This is a genomic window from Actinomycetospora sp. NBC_00405 (genome assembly GCF_036044095.1).
In the GTDB taxonomy this organism is placed as follows: domain Bacteria; phylum Actinomycetota; class Actinomycetes; order Mycobacteriales; family Pseudonocardiaceae; genus Actinomycetospora; species Actinomycetospora callitridis.
The window spans coordinates 5,423,826-5,440,952 of the sequence record NZ_CP107938.1 but is presented as its reverse complement, the minus strand read 5'-3'; the positions used below and the strand labels follow the sequence as shown (position 1 = coordinate 5,440,952).

Here is a 17,127-nt window from a genome sequence, read left to right as displayed (position 1 = left end):
AGGATGGCGACCGGCGATGCGCCCGCCCGCCCCGCATCACGTCCGCCCGTGGAGGTGCACACCCGGTGAGCTCGCAGGAACACGATGGCGTCCAGCCCCCCGAGCGTCCCGACCGCAACCTCGCGCTCGAGCTCGTCCGGGTCACCGAGGCCGCCGCCATGGCCGCCGGCCGCTACGTCGGCCGGGGCGACAAGAACGGCGGGGACGGCGCGGCGGTCGACGCGATGCGCAAGCTCATCGGCTCGGTGTCGATGCGCGGCACCGTCGTCATCGGGGAGGGCGAGAAGGACGAGGCCCCGATGCTCTTCAACGGCGAGCAGGTGGGCAACGGCGACGGCCCCGAGTGCGACGTCGCGGTCGACCCGGTCGACGGCACCACGCTCATGGCCAAGGGCATGCCCAACGCCCTCGCGGTGCTCGCCGTGGCCGAGCGCGGGGCGATGTTCGACCCGTCCGCGGTGTTCTACATGGAGAAGCTCGCCGTCGGCCCCGAGTCCGCCGACGTCGTCGACATCGAGCGCCCCGTGGCGGAGAACCTGCGCGCCGTGGCCCGCGCGAAGGGCATCAACGTCTCCGACGTGACGGTCGTGGTGCTCGACCGGCCGCGGCACGAGCAGCTCGTCCAGGACATCCGGGACGCCGGCGCGCGCATCCGCTTCATCTCCGACGGCGACGTCGCCGGCGCGATCGCCGCGGCCCGCCCCGAGAGCGGCGTCGACATGCTCCTGGGCATCGGCGGCACGCCCGAGGGGATCATCACCGCCTGCGCGATCGCCTGCATCGGCGGATCGCTGCAGGCCAAGCTGTGGCCGAAGGACCCCGGGGAGCGCGAGAAGGCCCTCGCGGCGGGCCACGACCTCGACCGCGTCCTGCACACCGGCGACCTCGTGCGCGGCGAGAACATCTTCTTCTGCGCCACCGGCGTGACCAACGGGGACCTGCTGCGCGGCGTGCACTACCGCGCCGGCGGGGCGTCCACCCAGTCGCTGGTGATGCGCTCGAAGTCCGGCACCGTGCGGATGATCGACGCCTGGCACCGCCTCCACAAGCTGCGCGAGTACTCCGCGATCGATCTGGGCACGGACGATGAACCCGATGTGTCGATCTGGGGCCCCGAGGACTCGACGCGGTAGCACGACACGGGGAATGATCGTCGTCCGATCCGGGATGTCCGGGGAGGAGCCGAACGGTCCCGGAGGTCCCCGTGCCATTCCTCACCCGACCGCGCCGAGGTTCGGCAGCCACTTCCGTCGCCCTGCTGGTCGCGCTCGTCGCGACGATGTCGGCCCTCCTGGCCGGGACGGCCACCGCCGGCCCAGGATCTGCCGGCCCAGGATCTGCCGGCCCCGCACCGGCCAACCCGGTCCCCGCGCCGATCTCCAGGCCGGTGGCGGACGCCCCGGCCACCGGGCTGCCGACGGTCCCGGCGATCCCCGCCCTCACGCGCGGCACGCCCTGCAGGTCGTCGGCGGTCGCGTGCGTCGACCTCTCCTCGCAGCAGGCCTGGCTCACCGACGGCGAGGGCAACGTGACGTACGGCCCGGTGGGCGCCCTCGGCGGGACGCGGAAGTACCCGACGCCGACCGGCACGTTCTCGGTCGACTACAAGGACGCCGACCACGTCAGCAACCTCTACGACGCCGCCATGCCGTACTCGGTGTTCTTCGCGCCGGCGATCGCGTTCCACACGGGCAGCCTCTCGGAGCGCTCGCACGGCTGCATCCACCTCGGGCGGACCGCCTCGAAGCGCTTCTTCGCGAACCTCTCGCCGGGCGACACCGTGCAGGTGGTCTCCTGACTCCGGTGAAAGACTGCACCCCATGACGGAGGAGCAGGAGTACCGGATCGAGCACGACACCATGGGCGAGGTCCGGGTGCCGGCCGCGGCGTTGTGGGCCGCGCAGACCCAGCGGGCCGTGGAGAACTTCCCGATCTCCGGACGCCCCATCGAGCCCGCGCAGATCCGCGCGCTCGGCCTGGTCAAGGGTGCGTGTGCGCGCGTCAACAAGGACCTCGGCGTGCTCGACGCCGACCTCGCCGACGCCGTCGCCGCCGCCGCGGACGAGGTCGCGTCCGGGGCGCACGACGACCAGTTCCCGATCGACGTGTTCCAGACCGGCTCGGGCACCAGCTCGAACATGAACGCCAACGAGGTCATTGCGACCCTCGCGTCGCGGGCGAGTGGCCACAAGGTGCACCCGAACGACCACGTCAACGCCTCGCAGAGCTCCAACGACGTCTTCCCGACGACGATCCACCTCGCGGCCGCCGAGGCGATCGTCCGCGACACGGTGCCCGCGCTGGACCACCTCGGCGCGGTGCTCAACCGCAGGGCGCAGGACTGGAAGCACGTCGTCAAGGCGGGCCGTACCCACCTCATGGACGCCGTGCCGATCACCCTCGGCCAGGAGGCCGGCGGCTGGGCGAGCCAGTGCAGCCACGGCACCGAGCGCCTGCGCGCGACGCTGCCCCGCCTGGCCGAGCTGCCGATCGGCGGCACCGCGGTGGGCACCGGCATCAACACCCCGGTGGGCTTCGGCGGCAAGGTCGTCGAGCAGCTCCGTCAGGCCACCGGCATCCCCGAGCTCTCCGAGGCCCGCGACCACATCGAGGCGCAGGGCGCCCGCGACGGGCTGGTGGAGGCGTCCGGCGCGCTGCGCACGGTCGCGGTGAGCATCTACAAGATCGCCAACGACGTGCGCTGGATGTCGTCCGGGCCGTCGACCGGCCTCGCCGAGATCCGCATCCCGGACCTCCAGCCCGGCTCGTCGATCATGCCGGGCAAGGTCAACCCGGTGATCTGCGAGGCGACGATGATGGTCGCCGCCCAGGTCATGGGCAACGACGCGACCATCGCCTTCTCCGGCTCCCAGGGCAACCTCGAGCTCAACGTCATGATGCCGGTGATGGCGCGCAACGTGCTCGAGTCGGCCCGCCTGCTGGCCAACGCCGCGCGCCTGCTGGCCGACCGCGTCCTCGAGGGCACGGAGGCCGACGAGGAGGCCTGCCGCCGCTACGCCGAGTCGTCGTCGGCGATCGTCACGCCGCTCAACCGCCTCCTCGGCTACGAGGAGGCCGCGAAGATCGCGAAGACGGCGATGAAGCAGCGCAAGACCATCCGCGAGGTCATCGACGAGGAGGGCTACGTCTCCGCCGGCAAGCTCACCCAGGATCAGCTCGACGAGGCCCTGGACGTCCTGGCGATGACCCGGGTGGACCAGGCGCAGTGACACTGCTGGGCGAGGTCGTCGCCGCCTCCGCGGAGGTGGCGGCGACCCGCTCGCGCAAGGCCAAGACGACGACGCTCGCGACGCTGCTGGCGGGCCTGCAGCCCGACGAGGTCCGGCCCGCGACGGCCTGGCTCGCGGGCGAGATGCTGCAGGGCCGCACGGGCATCGGCTGGCGCACGCTGCAGTCGGTGTCGCCGACCCCCGCGTCGGAATCCACCCTCACCGTCGGCGACGTCGACGCCGCCCTCGACCGGCTCGCCGCGATGGCCGGCTCGGGCACCGGGGTCGGCGTGCGGCGCGCCGCCGAGCTGGGCGGGCTGCTCGACGCGGCGACGCCGGACGAGGGCCGCTTCCTCGTGCGCCTGCTCGGCGGCGAGCTCCGTCAGGGTGCGCTCGAAGGGATCATGATCGAGGCGGTGGCGGCGGCGGCGACCCTGGCGAGTGAAGCGACGGGCAGCCGGGTGGAGGTTCCCGCCGAGGCGGTGCGCCGGGCGTTCATGATGTCGGGTCGCCTGCCCACCACCGCGCACGTGGCGCTGACCGGCCCGGATCCGGTGGCAGACCTGGGTGCCATCGGGCTCGAGGTCATGCGCCCGCTGCGGCCCATGCTCGCCTCGCCGGGCGACTCGCTGGACGCTGCGCTCGCCGAGCTGGGCGCGCCCGACGGCGACCCGGGCGTGGTCGTCGAGCACAAGCTCGACGGCGCCCGCATCCAGGTGCACCGGCGCGGCGACGAGGTGCGGGTCTGGTCGCGGACGTTGCGCGAGATCACCGACGGCGTCCCGGAGATCGTCGCGCTGACCCGGACCCTGCCCGTCGAGACCGTCGTCCTCGACGGCGAGACCCTCGCCGTCGCCGAGGACGGCCGTCCCCGGCCGTTCCAGGAGTCGATGAAGGGGCTCGGCTCGGGCGCCATGCAGCCCTGGTTCTTCGACTGCCTGCACCGCGACGGCGTCGACCTGGTCGACGAGCCGCTGTCGACGCGGCGGGAGGTGCTCGCCGACGTCGTCGGCGACCGGCTGATCCCCGGCGTCGTCCGCCCGACCGTCGCCGAGGCGGAGCAGGCCGTCGCCGACGCCCTCGCCGCCGGGCAGGAGGGGTCGATGGTCAAGGCCCTCGACTCGACCTACTCGGCGGGCCGGCGCGGGCGGTCGTGGCAGAAGGTCAAGCCGTCGCACACCCTCGACCTCGTCGTCCTCGGCGTCGAGTGGGGCTCGGGGCGCCGCCGCGGGTGGCTCTCGAACATCCACCTCGGCGCCCGGGGTGCTGACGGCGAGTTCGTCATGATCGGCAAGACCTTCAAGGGCATGACCGACGACATCCTGCGCTGGCAGACCGAGACGTTCCCGCGGTACGAGACCCACCGCGACGACTGGACGCTCTACCTGCGGCCCGAGATCGTCGTGGAGATCGAGCTCGACGGGGTGCAGACGTCCACCCGCTACCCCGGCGGCGTGGCCCTGCGCTTCGCCCGCGTCGTCCGCTACCGCGACGACAAGACCGCCGCCGAGGCGGACACGCTCGAGACGGTGCGCGCGCTGAAGATGTAGCGAACGCGCTGTTCGCTGCTTCTACGCGCGCGAACTCCCCGTTCGCGCCCCGGAACTCAGCCGAGTTCGCCGCGCCGCACGCCCCGGCGCTCGAACCAGATCGTCGCCGCCGGCGGGATGCTCGCCGCGAGGGCGAGCAGGGTCGTCCCGATCGACCAGCGGAAGACCCGCGCGGTCACCAGGGCGACCACGACGTAGGCGACGAACAGCGCGCCGTGGATCGGCCCGAACACCCGCACCCCGACGTCGTCGAACACGACGAGGTACTTGAACGCCATCCCGATCAGCAGGCCGATCCACGAGCAGGCCTCGGCGATGGCGACGGCGCGGAACGTGCGCGCGAGGACCGTCGCGCGCGGGCTGGGGAGGACCGTGGACACGGCTCCACTCTGCCGGGAGCCGATCAGCGGGGCGACGCGGCGATCGTCACGCGGTGGCTCGCGCCGCCGGAGAGGAACGCGGCGAGCACCCGGCCCTCCTCGCCGACGTCCTGGCGGTCGGCGCGGGAGAAGCGGCGCAGCGGGGTGACGGTGACGACGCCGTCAGTGACCGTCCAGCTCGCCGCGACGCGGCCGTCGACCAGGACGAACCGCGTCCCGGCCACCGAGAGCCCGCGGTGGGCGTCGTCGATGAACCGCGAGCGGTCGTCGTAGCCCAGCACGAGGTTGTCGAACACGGGCAGGAAGCGCACGGGCGCAGGCGCCTCGGGATCGGGTCGCGGGGCGTCGGGCAGGTCGAGCAGCTCGCGGCCGCGCTCGTCGCGGAAGGCCACGAGCCGCTCCCGCACGCGCGCCACCGCCGGCGGCAGGCCGGCGAGCCCGGACCAGGCGCGCAGGTCGGCCGTCGCCGCCGGGCCGAAGGCGGCGAGGTAGCGCAGGACGAGGGCCTCGCCGGCCGGGTCCTCCCCCTCCGGCGCCGGCGGGTCGCACGCACGTCCGAGCCACGTCGCGAGCGCGACGCTGCTGGCCGCCCCGGCCTGGCCCCACAGCCCGCGCGGCGGCACCTGCACGAGCGGGACGAGCACGCTCACCGCCTCGCCGAGCACGCGCGGCGGCACGTCCGGCCACCGCTCGGCGAGCACGCGACCGGCGGCGGGCAGCGTGCTCGGGTCGTGGGCGAGGAGCTCCCGCCCGGCCTCGGCCAGCGCCGCGAGGTCGACCCCGGCGAGCTCCGCGCGGTACACCCCGAGCATGCGCTGGAGCAGCATCGCGTCGTGGCGCGACCGCCAGTCCAGCGCGTCGTCGGCCGTCACGAGGTGGACGGTGCGGCGCATGAGGTGGGTGCGCACGACCCGGCGTTCGACGAGCAGCGCCGAGAGCTCCGCCGGGTCGAACTCCACGAGTCGCGACCACAGCCCGATGAACGGCTCCTGCGGCTCCTGGGCCTGCAGCCCGCCGAGATGCGCGACCGCGTCGAGCACCGGGACGTCGGCGCGGGCGAGCAGGAACTGCCGGGCGAGCGCCGCCCGGTTCAGCGCGCGGGCCCCGAGGACGGTCACGCGCGTCAGCCTCCCAGCCGCCCCCGACCGCGTAGCCTCGTGACACGTGCACTTCCTCGACGGCGAGCGCCCGCCCCACGACCTGACCTACGACGACGTCTTCCTCGTCCCGACGCGCTCCGACGTGGCATCGCGCTTCGACGTCGACCTCTCGGTCGCCGACCCGTCGGGCGCCACGATCCCGGTGGTCGCCGCCAACATGACCTCGGTCAGCGGTCGCCGCATGGCCGAGACGCTGGCGCGCCGCGGCGGCCTCGCCGTCATCCCGCAGGACGTCGACCCGGCGGCGGTCGCCGACATCGTCGCGGGGGTGAAGTCCCGCCACACCGTGTGGGACACCCCCGTGGTGCTGCACCCCGGCGACGCGGTGGCCGACGCGCTCAACCTCGTCTCGAAGCGCGCGCACCGCACGGTGGCCGTGGTCGACGACGCGGGCCGCCCGGTCGGGGTGGTCGGCGAGTCGGCGTGCCACGGGGTCGACCGCTTCACGCGCCTCGCCGACGTCCTCTCCCCCGCGGTGTCCCTGCCGGTCGGCACCGCGCCGCGGGCGGTGTTCGACGCACTGCAGGACCCGGCGTACGCGGGGGCGCCCGCCCTGGGGGTCGACGACGACGGACGCCTCGCCGGCATCCTCACGCGCACCGGCGCGCTGCGCGCCGAGGTCTACCGACCCGCGGTGGACGCCGACGGGCGGCTGCGGATCGCCGCCGCGCTCGGGGTCAACGGCGACGTGGCGACGCGGGTCAAGGAGCTGGGCGCCGCCGGCGTGGACGTCCTCGTCGTGGACACGGCACACGGCCACCAGGAGAAGATGCTCACCGCGCTGGCCGCCGCCCGCGAGGCGGCGCCGGACGCCGTGATCGCCGCCGGCAACGTCGTCACCCCCGAGGGGACGCGCGACCTGATCGGGGCGGGCGCGGACATCGTCAAGGTCGGGGTCGGCCCGGGCGCGATGTGCACGACGCGGATGGCGACGGGCGTCGGGCGCCCGCAGTTCTCCGCGGTCACCGAGTGCGCCGCCGCGGCACGGGCCGCCGGCGGGCACGTCTGGGCCGACGGCGGGGTGCGCCATCCCCGCGACGTCGCGCTCGCGCTCGCCGCCGGCGCCTCGGCGGTGATGGTGGGCTCGTGGTTCGCGGGCACCTACGAGTCGCCCGGCGACCTGCTGCGCGACGAGCACGGCGCGGCGTACAAGGAGTCGTTCGGCATGGCGTCGAAGCGCGCCGTCACCGCCCGCACGCGCGGCGACTCGGCGTTCGACCGCGCCCGCAAGGGGCTGTTCGAGGAGGGCATCTCCTCCTCGCGCATGCAGCTCGACCCCCAGCGCCCGGGCGTGGAGGACCTGCTCGACAGCATCTGCGCCGGCGTGCGCTCGGCCTGCACCTACACCGGCGCCGCGTCGCTCGAGGAGTTCCACGACCGCGCGACCCTCGGTGTGCAGTCCGCGTCCGGCTTCGCGGAGGGACGCCCCCTGCCTGGTGGCTGGTGACGCTGCTGTGCGCAGCGATGTCGAGCAGCTCGGCGTCGTCGTACGCCACCACGGCCACGGCCCGCTCCATGTCCCGGGAGCAGGTCCGGACGGACCGTGTGCCCAGGATTCCGGACCTGCCGGCCGGATACCCTCCCGGGGTATCCGCGCGAGGCGCACGATGACGCGCATGACCACCCAGCACGGGCGGAGGGTCTCCGCCCTCACCCACCGCTGGCCGACCGCCGTCGGCCTCCTCGTCGCCCTCGCCGCCGTGCTCGGCGGGGCCGACCGCGACACCGTCGCGACCACCGTCGCCGTGGCGGCCTCCTGCTACGTCGCCGCCGCGGCGTTCTCGCTGCCCTGGATGGCGTGGCTCTGGATCCCGATCGCGTCGGTCCTCGCGGTCGGCGGCGCCCTCGTGGCCCTCGACCCCGTGGTCACGACCGGGATCGTCGTCGCCGGACTGGTCGTCGTCGGCCTCCTGCGGGGCGCGTCGCGGCCGGTGCTGACACTCGAGAGCGCGGGCTTCGTCGGCTACGGCGTGTTCGTGACGGCCGCGCTCCTGCTCGCGCCCGGCGTCGGCCTCGTCGTCGCGGCGCTGACCCTCGTCGCGCACGGGATCTGGGACGTGTGGCACCTGCGCCGCCACCGCGACGTCGTCACACCGTCGCTCGCCGAGTTCTGCGTCGCGCTCGACGTCCCGCTCGGCCTGGCCGTGCTCGTGCTCGCCGCCGCGTGACCCGCACGAACGGCGCTCTCGCTGCCTCGGAGGCTGCGAGAGCGCCGTCCGTGCGCGATCCGGGACCGGCTAGAGCCGCTCGCCCTCCAGCATCTCGGTGACCAGCGCGGCGATCGGCGAGCGCTCGGAGCGGGTCAGCGTGACGTGGGCGAACAGCGGGTGGCCCTTGAGCTTCTCGATCACGGCGGCGATGCCGTCGTGGCGGCCCACCCGCAGGTTGTCGCGCTGGGCGACGTCGTGGGTGAGGACGACCCGCGAGTTGGTGCCCAGGCGCGAGAGCACCGTGAGCAGCACGTTGCGCTCCAGCGACTGGGCCTCGTCGACGATGACGAAGGCGTCGTGCAGCGAGCGGCCGCGGATGTGGGTCAGCGGCAGGACCTCGAGCATCCCGCGCTCGATGACCTCCTCGACCACGTTGGAGGACACCAGCGCGCCGAGGGTGTCGAACACCGCCTGCGCCCAGGGCGCCATCTTCTCGTTCTCGCCGCCCGGCAGGTAGCCGAGGTCCTGGCCGCCGACCGCGTAGACCGGGCGGAAGACGACGACCTTGCGGTGCTGCTGGCGCTCGAGGACCGCCTCGAGCCCGGCGCACAGGGCCAGCGCCGACTTGCCGGTGCCCGCCCGGCCGCCCATGGAGACGATGCCGATGTCGGGGTCGGTGAGCAGGTCGATCGCGATGCGCTGCTCCGCCGAGCGGCCGTGCAGGCCGAAGACGTCGCGGTCGCCGCGCACGAGACGGACCTGCTTGTCCGGGGTGACCCGCCCGAGGGCGGACGAGCCCCCGCCGAGCAGCCGCAGCCCGGTGTGGCACGGCAGCTCGCGGGCCTCCTCGACGTCGGTGACGCCGTCGGCGAAGAGGGAGGACACCTCGTCCGGGCTCGCGGCGACCTCGGCGGTGCCCGTCCAGCCCGTCGTCGTGACGTCCTGGCCGTGGTACTCGTCGGCGGGCAGACCCACCGACGCCGCCTTGACCCGCAGCGGCATGTCCTTGGTGACGAGGGTGACCCGGCCCGGACTTCCGTGGGCAGAGCACTCGGCCGCGAGGTTGAGCGCGCAGGCGAGGATCCGGGAGTCGTTCTCCGCCGTCCGGAACCCGGCCGGCAGCACCGACGGGTCGGAGTGGTTGAGCTCGACCCGCAGCGTCCCGCCCTCCGGTGTCATGGGGATCGGCTCGTCGAGACGGCCGTGACGGATGCGGAGGTCGTCGAGCAGACGCAGTGCCTCCCGCGCGAACCAGCCCAGCTCGGAGTGGTGGCGCTTGCCCTCGAGCTCGGAGATGACGACGAGCGGGAGGACCACCTCGTGCTCGGCGAACCGCGTGGGCGCCCACGGGTCCGAGAGGAGCACGGAGGTGTCGAGGACGTAACAGCGCGCGCCGTCGGCGGCCCCGGAGGGACCGGTGACGGGGGTGCTGGCGGTGGTGCTGGCGGTGCTCACGGAAGCGGGACGCTCGGCTGGTGCTGCGCTCACGACGACTCCCTCGAGCGGCCACGGCACCCGCGACCACTGTGTTCCTCGGCGGAACGGGTCGGCTAGTCCGGCGGCTCGACGGCGCGGTGGCGCGGCCCGGGGGCCGTCCTGCGCCATCGCGGGGCAGAACCGGGTGCCGGCCCTCCCCCGGGACCGGACCAGGGCGGTCGCGTCGCGCCGACCGCGAGCCCCGACGCCGTACTGGCGCTGGTGCCGCGAGCGGTGGACGTCCCCGTCCCGCTCCGATCTGCCACTACCGGCCTCCCCGGACGCCCCGCATCCGGTGCGGGTCCGTCGGCGCGGACGCTACCGCCGGTAGCCGGTCGCTGTCGCGCGCCGAGCGTGACGAGTTGGTGACGTGGCTCACCGATTTCCGGGCAGCACGCCCCGACCACCGACCGTTCGGCGCAGCCAGGGCGGCCAGGCGGCACGTCGCGGCGCGGGACGGGGCGCGGGAGTCTGGGGTCCGCCGCGCAGCTCCTCGGGCGTGGGCGGGTCGTCGAGCACGTGGGCGAGACGCGCTGTGACCGGATCGGGGCCCGACCCGGCGAGCCAGGGCCGCAGCAGCCGCGCACCCTCGACGTAGGTCGTCGTGTGGGTGCGCCACCGCGGGTGCGCCAGGAACTCCAGCATCCGGAGCGCCCGGGCCTCGTCGACGAGCAGCCAGCGACGCAGGTGAGCGACGACCTCGGCGTCGGGCCGAAGCTCGGCGTGCAGCATCAGCGCGGCGTCCTGGCGCACCGGCGCCAGGCGGGCCATGACCTCCTCGACGGCCTCGCCGAGCGCGGCACGCCCGAGGTCGGTCGGTACGCCCGCCGCCGCGAGGACCTCCGCGTTCCAGCGCCCCCAGCCCTGTCCGACCACCGCCTCGAGCCCGAGCTCGGCGGCGCCCTCGGCCACGAGGCTCTGCGGGGTGCGCGCGAGGAACACCTCGCGCTCGGGCCGTCCCCCGCCCGCCGCCCGGGCGGCCGCGACGCGGCAGTGCTCGGTGTGGTGGCCCGGGTAGGCCTCGTGGGCCACGAGCAGCGGCAGGTGGGTCACCCGGTGCCCGATGCCGCCGTTGACGGTGATCGTCGAGCGCCGCGGGCCCACCCAGCGGCTGAACCCGCTCCACGGGGCCGTGTCGACGACCTCCAGCGTCACGTCCTCGCCCGGCGGCAGCCCCACGGTGGCCGCGGTGCGCTCGCGCAGCGCCCGGACCGCGGCGCCGAGGGCGGTCGGCAGGTGTTCGGGGGCGAGGCGGTCGCCGTCGCGGAAGGCCGCCAGGCGCTCGGGGAGGGCGCCGGAACCCCCGAGCAGCGCGTCGAGGTCCCGGTGGGCCTCCCGGTAGCGGTCGGGGTCGCCGCGGGCGATGCGCACCCCGAAGCTCCGCTCCACCTCGTCGACGAAGCCGATCTCGCGGCCGCCGGCCCGCTCCGCGAGCACCCGGCAGGCGCGGAGCTGGGCGTCGAGGAAGGCGGACCGGGGACCCCCGGTGGGCAGGGTCGCCCGCAGGCGGTCCGCCTCGCGCGCGAGGTCGTCGGGGCGGGGCGCCGGCTCGGCCGCGACCCGCGCCGCGTCCGCGGGGTCGCCGAGATGGGCGTCGAGCACCCCGGGCACGACCCGGTCCAGGCGCAGCGCGAGGCGGACATAGGCGCGCGCGAGCCCGTCGAGACCCGCGCTCCCCGCCCCGTCGACGTCCGGGTCCGCGACCACCGGACGAGGCTACGCCGCGTGGCCGCCGGAGGCCTCGTCCGGCGGGAGCCGGGTCTTGATACGACAGGCGGGTGTCGAGGGCTGCGACGCACCGCCACTGAATGCCCTGCCGGCCGTGGAATGCGCGGCGGACGTGACCGGCAAATCACCCGGTCATCCCACTCAAGTCGCAGTCGGAATTGTCAATCACTCGATGGGGGTTCTCGGCTGGAAATGGCCTGCTCGCGGCGGCTAGCTTTTAGCCCATCAGCCGCACCGTCCGTGGGGCTGGAAGCCAATCGACGGGGACCCCGAATTCCCGCCGATGCCGACGAACGAAACTGGAGCACTGGATGCTGAAGAAGGCGGGAATCGTCGTCCTGGGCGCGACGGCGGGCATGCTCTCCCTCGCTCCGCTGGCCTCCGCCGGCGAGTCGCCCTCGCACGACCGGGGCCACGACCACGGTAGCCACGGCCACCACGACGACGGCGACCGCGGCCACCGCGGTGGCGGCGGGGACTGCGACAAGACCGCGATCTCCTCGGGCAACCGGCTCGTCAGCCTCGACAACCTGGCGTCGAACCTCGACGCCGACAACATCAACGTCCTCTCGCAGGACAACTCGCGTGACAGCGACTGCGACGGCGACCGCGGCGGCCGCGGTGGGCGCGACGGTCACGGCCACGGCCACGGCCACGGCCACGGCCACGGTGGGCACGACCGCGACCGCGACCGCGACCGCGACCGCGACGGCGGCGGGGACCGCACGGCGATCTCCTCGGGCGACCGTCTGATCAGCGCCGACAACATCCTGGCCAACGCCAGCCTGGACAACATCAACGTCCTGAGCACGGACAACTCGCGCTAGTCCACACGTCCGCGGACGATCCGTGCCCATCGGGGGATGGCACGGGTCGGCCACGGTCGGGGAACACGGGAACGGCCCCGGGAGCACTGCTCCCGGGGCCGTTCTCGTGCGCGCTCGCTGATCAGCCGCCCCAGCGACGATTCCGCCGGGAATAGTCGCGCAGGGCCCGCAGGAAATCGATGTGACGGAACTGCGGCCACAGGGCCTCGGTGAAATAGAATTCCGAGTACACGGACTGCCACATGAGGAACCCCGAGAGCCGCTGCTCGCCGGAGGTGCGGATCACGAGGTCGGGGTCCGGCTGGCCCGACGTGTAGAGGTGCTCGGCGATGTGGTCGACGTCGAGGACCTCGGCGAGCTCCTCGATCGACGTGCCGGCCTCGGCGTGGCGCAGCAGGAGCTTGCGCACGGCGTCGGCGATCTCCTGCCGCCCGCCGTAGCCGATGGCGACGTTGACCTCCATGCCGTCGCGGCCCGCCGTGCCGTCCGCGGCCGCCTCGATGCGCTCGGCCAGCGGCCGGGGCAGGGCGTCGGGGTTACCGACCACCCGCAGCCGCCACCGGCGGTCCGGGGCCGCGAGCCCCTCCACCGCCGAGGCGATGATCTCGAGCAGCTGGTCGAGCTCCGCGGTGGGCCGGTCGAGGTTGTCGGTGGAGAGCAGGAACAGGGTGACGACCTCGACGCCGGCCTCCTGGCTCCAGTCCAGGAGCTCGACGATCTTGGCCGCTCCGACGCGGTGGCCGTCGCTGGGATCGGCCAGCCCCGCCTCCCGCGCCCACCGGCGGTTGCCGTCGAGGATGACCCCGATGTGACGCGGCGGCGCACTCGTCGCCCCACGACGGCGCAGCCGCCGCTCGTAGAGCGAGTAGGCGACCCGGCGCAGATCGTCCCGGAGTGTCACGGCGGCCCACGGTAGTCGGTGCGCCCGGCCGGGCGGAGGCCCGTGACCGAGCGGTGACGGCCCGGGGACGGCACGGCGAACGCCGTCACATCGGCCCGGACGCACAGGTTCCGGCCCTATCCTGGGGCCCGTGACCGTCACCGACCCCGATGCCGACCTGGTCCCGGTCAAGCCGCGGCTGCGCGGCTGGTTGCACCTGTGGTCGTTCGTGGTCGCGGTCGCGGCCGGCATCGTGCTGGTGTCCCTGGCCGGCGCGACCGTGTCGGCGGAGGCGGCCGTCGCCGTGGCCGTCTACTCGCTGACGGTGTGCGGCGTGTTCGGGGTCAGCGCGCTCTACCACCGTCGGACCTGGCACACGGCGCGTGCGCGGACGCTGATGAAGCGCCTCGACCACGCGATGATCTTCGTCTTCATCGCGGGCACCTACACACCGTTCGCCGTGCTCGCCCTGCCCGAGCGCACCGGGCTGATCGTGCTGGCCGTCGTATGGGCGGGCGCGCTGGGCGGGGTCGTCCTCAAGATCGCGTGGCCGCACGCCCCGCGGTGGGTCGGGGTGCCGTTCTACCTGGCCCTCGGCTGGGTCGCGGTCTTCGTGATCCCCGACCTGCTCCACCGCGGAGGCGTGGCGGCGCTCGTCCTGCTGATCGTCGGCGGGGCGTTCTACAGCCTGGGGGCGGTCTTCTACGCCCTGCGCCGCCCCGTCGGCTGGCCGAACACCTTCGGCTTCCACGAGTTCTTCCACGCTGCGACGGTCATCGCCGCGGCCTGCCACTACGTGGCGATCTGGCTGGTGCTCTACGCGGGCTAGCCCGCCGCGCGACTCTCAACCCTGCGGCGGGACCGGGTCCCCGCCGCCCCCGTCGGGGTCCGGGCGGTCGTCCACGCCGCCGGCGCCCGGCGTCGCGGTGTCGTCGTCGTCGAGCACCGGGCCGCGGGTCCGCAGCTCGTCGACCGCGCTCATCGCGCCGCGCAGGTCGTCCAGCCACGTGCTGGCGTGCTCGCCGACCAGGGCCACCGCCCAGGCCAGCGCGTCCGACCGCGAGCGGGCCACGCCGGCGTCGACCAGCGTGTCGAGCACCAGGCGCTCGGACTGGCGCAGGCGCGTCATCACCGGCACCGAGAGGGTCGTGAACAGCTCCTCGACCTCGCCGATCCGCGCGCCCCAGGCCACCTTGCGCCCGTAGCGGTGCTCGGCCTGCCGGGCGACCTCCATGCGTTCCTCGCGGGTCTCCTCGCGGAACCGCTCGATGCGCCCGTGCGACGCCGCGGCGCGCGCGGCCTCGTCGGCGTCCGCGTCCAGGTTCGGCGCCGCCAGCTCGCCGACGACCAGGATCTCCTCGCGGTCGACCGTCACGGTCGGCGTGCCCGCGAACCATCCGTCCGGGAGCCGGCCCGCGAGCCAGCCCGCGAGGTCGTCCGTGCCGGGCAGGTCCGTCGGGACCCGTCCACCACCGCGCCGTCCCGGACCGCCGCGCCCCGGCCGTCCCCGATGTCCTCCGCGTCCCACCATCATGACGCTCCTCCTCCACGTTCTTGCTGTACTTACAGCATTACACAGCAACGTCCGAGTGGGTGCGCGTGCGTGTTCGCCGGTGGCGAAGCGGGCTCGGCGGCGTGATCAACGGGGACTTCGCGCGCGTAGAAGCAGCGAACAGCGCGTTCGCTGCAGAAACCCTCGGCGCGCGTCAGCGGGAGAGCGCGGCGGCGAGGTCGTCGGGCGCGGTCCGGGGGCGGTCGCAGACGAAGCCGCGGCAGACGTAGGCGGCGGGCCCGCCGTCGACGAGGGGACGGTCGGCGAGCAGGGGCACGCCGTCGGCGTCGGGCTCGCCCGCGACGACCACCGAGCCACCGGGGGCGTGGCGCCGGGCGGTGTCGGCGAGCCGGACACGCCCGGGGGCGTCCGCGGCCACCACGGCCACCTGGAGCGGCCCGTGGGCGGCGGCCTCGGCGACGCCCAGCCAGGAGCCGGCGAACCGCGAGTGCCGGGACAGCAGGGTGCCGACGGCGTCCACCGCGGCGTCGGCGAGCTCGCGGTAGCGCGCGGACGCCTCCGGCTCGACGAGCAACGACGCGGTGAGCAGCGCCCCGGCCAGCAGCGAGGACCCGCACGGCGTGGCGCCGTCGGTGATCTCGCGGGGGCGGGTCACGAGCGCCTCGGCGTCGTCGGCGGTGTCCCAGAAGCGGCCGGTGTACGCCCCGTCCTCGCCGACCTCGGCGAAGTGCTCCAGCGTCGTCCCGAGCAGTGACCGGGCCTCGGAGAGCCACCGCGCCTCGCCCGTCGCCTGGTGCAGCGCGAGCAGGGCCTCGACGAGGGCGGCGTGGTCCTCGAGCACCGCGGGGGCGTCGCCGACCTCGCCGTCCCGGGACGTCCGGCGCAGCCGCCCCTCGACGACGTGGGTGCGCAGCAGGAGCGCGACGGCGCGCCGGGCGGCCGCCAGCCACTCGCTGCGTCCGAGGGCCGCCGACGCCTCGACCAGCGCGGTGACGGCCAGCCCGTTCCACCCGGCCACGACCTTGTCGTCGCGCTCGGGCTGCGGACGGCCCGCGCGGGCGGCCAGCAGGGCCCTGCGGACCGTCTGCCACCGCGCCGGGTCGTCGGGATCGACGGGCATCCGCAGCGTGGAGCGGCCGTGCTCGAAGGTGCCGCCGGCGGTGACCCCGAGCAGCTCCGCGGCCCACGCCCCGTCCTCGGCGCCCAGCACCTCGACGAGCTCGGCGGGGCTCCACACGTAGGTCGAGCCCTCCTCGCCCGCGGCGTCCGCGTCGAGCGCCGAGGCGAAGCCGCCCTGGGCGGTGCGCAGGTCGCGCAGCAGAAAGGCGGCCGTCATGTCGGTGACGCGGGCGGCCGACGGTGACCCCGTCAGCCGGGCCAGGTGGGCGTAGACGCGCAGCAGCTGGGCGTTGTCGTAGAGCATCTTCTCGAAGTGCGGCACGGTCCACGTCGCGTCCACCGAGTAGCGGGCGAACCCGCCCGCGAGCTGGTCGAACAGCCCACCGCGTGCCATCGCCTCGGCGGTGATGTCGGTCATCGCGAGCGCGTCGGAGCTGCCCGTGCGCTCGTGGTGGCGCAGCAGGAACTCCAGCACCGCCGACGGCGGGAACTTGGGCGCGCCCCCGAACCCCCCGTACTGCTCGTCGAAGTCACCGGTCAGGGCCGCGACGGCCTCGGCGAGGGTGTCGGCGTCGACGCCGGCGGGCGGCAGCGACCGGGACACCGACGCGAGGCGCTGCGTGATCGCGCGGGCGGCATCGCGCACCCGCTGGCCCTCCTCACCCCACGCCCGCACCACCGCGCCGAGCAGCTGGGTGAACGACGGCATGCCCCCGTGCGGGCTCGCCGGGTAATAGGTGCCGCAGTGGAACGGGTCGCCGTCGGGGGTCAGGAAGCAGGTCATCGGCCAGCCACCCTGGCCGGTCATGGCCTGGGTGGCCTCCATGTAGACCGCGTCGACGTCCGGGCGCTCCTCGCGGTCGACCTTGATCGCCACGAAGTGCGCGTTGACGTACGCCGCCACCTCGGGGTCGGAGAACGACTCGTGCGCCATGACGTGGCACCAGTGGCACGCGGCGTAGCCCACCGAGAGCAGGACCGGCACCTCACGACGGCGCGCCTCGTCGAACGCCCCGGACGACCAGGGCTGCCAGTCGATGGGGTTGTCGGCGTGTTGCCGCAGGTAGGGGCTGGTGGAGCCGGCGAGCCGGTTGGCCATGACGGGATCCTCGCA

General features: G+C 74.5%; 15 protein-coding genes. 8 read left to right on the top strand and 7 right to left on the bottom strand.

Translation table 11 applies throughout. From position 1 onward, the window contains the following. Nucleotides 1–65 precede the first annotated feature (65 nt). The 4 genes from glpX (at nt 66) to OG774_RS26765 (ending at nt 4,780) form a co-directional block, all read left to right on the top strand. Nucleotides 66–1,133, top strand: a complete 1,068-nt coding sequence (glpX, locus tag OG774_RS26780) for a class II fructose-bisphosphatase (RefSeq protein WP_328305375.1) — start codon at nt 66–68, stop codon at nt 1,131–1,133. Between the two features lie 254 nt (nt 1,134–1,387). Beyond that, on the top strand, nt 1,388–1,798 hold the full coding sequence (locus tag OG774_RS26775) for a L,D-transpeptidase (RefSeq protein WP_328305374.1): 411 nt from the start codon (nt 1,388–1,390) through the stop codon (nt 1,796–1,798). A gap of 22 nt (nt 1,799–1,820) precedes the next feature. Then, complete coding sequence (locus tag OG774_RS26770; protein WP_328305373.1) at nt 1,821–3,230, top strand: class II fumarate hydratase; 1,410 nt, start codon at nt 1,821–1,823, stop codon at nt 3,228–3,230. Continuing rightward, nucleotides 3,227–4,780: an ATP-dependent DNA ligase gene (locus OG774_RS26765; RefSeq protein WP_328305372.1), complete on the top strand. Its 1,554-nt coding sequence runs from the start codon at nt 3,227–3,229 to the stop codon at nt 4,778–4,780. Before OG774_RS26770 ends, OG774_RS26765 begins: the two co-directional genes overlap by 4 nt. 56 nt (nt 4,781–4,836) lie before the next feature. Here OG774_RS26765 and OG774_RS26760 read toward each other — a convergent pair whose 3' ends face one another. Then, on the bottom strand, nt 4,837–5,160 hold the full coding sequence (locus tag OG774_RS26760) for a DUF3817 domain-containing protein (protein ID WP_328305371.1): 324 nt from the start codon (nt 5,158–5,160) through the stop codon (nt 4,837–4,839). Nucleotides 5,161–5,183: 23 nt separating this feature from the next. Beyond that, the gene (locus OG774_RS26755) at nt 5,184–6,278 is read right to left on the bottom strand and encodes a winged helix DNA-binding domain-containing protein (RefSeq protein ID WP_328305370.1); all 1,095 of its coding nucleotides are present in this window, start codon (nt 6,276–6,278) and stop codon (nt 5,184–5,186) included. Between the two features lie 46 nt (nt 6,279–6,324). Between OG774_RS26755 and OG774_RS26750 the strand changes: the two genes are divergently transcribed. Further along, on the top strand, nt 6,325–7,767 hold the full coding sequence (locus tag OG774_RS26750) for a GuaB1 family IMP dehydrogenase-related protein (RefSeq protein ID WP_328305369.1): 1,443 nt from the start codon (nt 6,325–6,327) through the stop codon (nt 7,765–7,767). Between the two features lie 169 nt (nt 7,768–7,936). Next, on the top strand, nt 7,937–8,488 hold the full coding sequence (locus OG774_RS26745) for a hypothetical protein (protein ID WP_328305368.1): 552 nt from the start codon (nt 7,937–7,939) through the stop codon (nt 8,486–8,488). 69 nt (nt 8,489–8,557) lie between these two features. Here the strand turns inward: OG774_RS26745 and OG774_RS26740 are convergent, their stop codons facing one another. Both OG774_RS26740 and OG774_RS26735 read right to left on the bottom strand, forming a co-directional pair. Continuing rightward, a complete protein-coding gene (locus OG774_RS26740) occupies nt 8,558–9,925 on the bottom strand; it encodes a PhoH family protein (protein ID WP_442873916.1) in 1,368 nt (455 codons plus the stop codon). A gap of 396 nt (nt 9,926–10,321) precedes the next feature. Next, a complete protein-coding gene (locus OG774_RS26735) occupies nt 10,322–11,653 on the bottom strand; it encodes a DUF885 domain-containing protein (protein ID WP_328305366.1) in 1,332 nt (443 codons plus the stop codon). A 332-nt stretch (nt 11,654–11,985) separates the two neighbouring features. Between OG774_RS26735 and OG774_RS26730 the strand changes: the two genes are divergently transcribed. Continuing rightward, nucleotides 11,986–12,501, top strand: a complete 516-nt coding sequence (locus OG774_RS26730; protein WP_328305365.1) for a hypothetical protein — start codon at nt 11,986–11,988, stop codon at nt 12,499–12,501. A gap of 121 nt (nt 12,502–12,622) precedes the next feature. On the opposite strand, the gene OG774_RS26725 is transcribed toward OG774_RS26730, so the two are convergent. After that, the gene (locus OG774_RS26725; protein ID WP_274193957.1) at nt 12,623–13,402 is read right to left on the bottom strand and encodes an isoprenyl transferase; all 780 of its coding nucleotides are present in this window, start codon (nt 13,400–13,402) and stop codon (nt 12,623–12,625) included. Nucleotides 13,403–13,532: 130 nt separating this feature from the next. On the opposite strand from OG774_RS26725, the gene trhA reads away from it, so the two are divergent. Then, complete coding sequence (gene trhA / locus OG774_RS26720; RefSeq protein ID WP_328305364.1) at nt 13,533–14,210, top strand: PAQR family membrane homeostasis protein TrhA; 678 nt, start codon at nt 13,533–13,535, stop codon at nt 14,208–14,210. 15 nt (nt 14,211–14,225) lie between these two features. Here trhA and OG774_RS26715 read toward each other — a convergent pair whose 3' ends face one another. Both OG774_RS26715 and OG774_RS26710 read right to left on the bottom strand, forming a co-directional pair. Further along, nucleotides 14,226–14,912, bottom strand: a complete 687-nt coding sequence (locus OG774_RS26715; protein ID WP_328311166.1) for a hypothetical protein — start codon at nt 14,910–14,912, stop codon at nt 14,226–14,228. Between the two features lie 175 nt (nt 14,913–15,087). Beyond that, nucleotides 15,088–17,112, bottom strand: a complete 2,025-nt coding sequence (locus tag OG774_RS26710) for a thioredoxin domain-containing protein (RefSeq protein ID WP_328305363.1) — start codon at nt 17,110–17,112, stop codon at nt 15,088–15,090. Nucleotides 17,113–17,127: the final 15 nt, after the last annotated feature.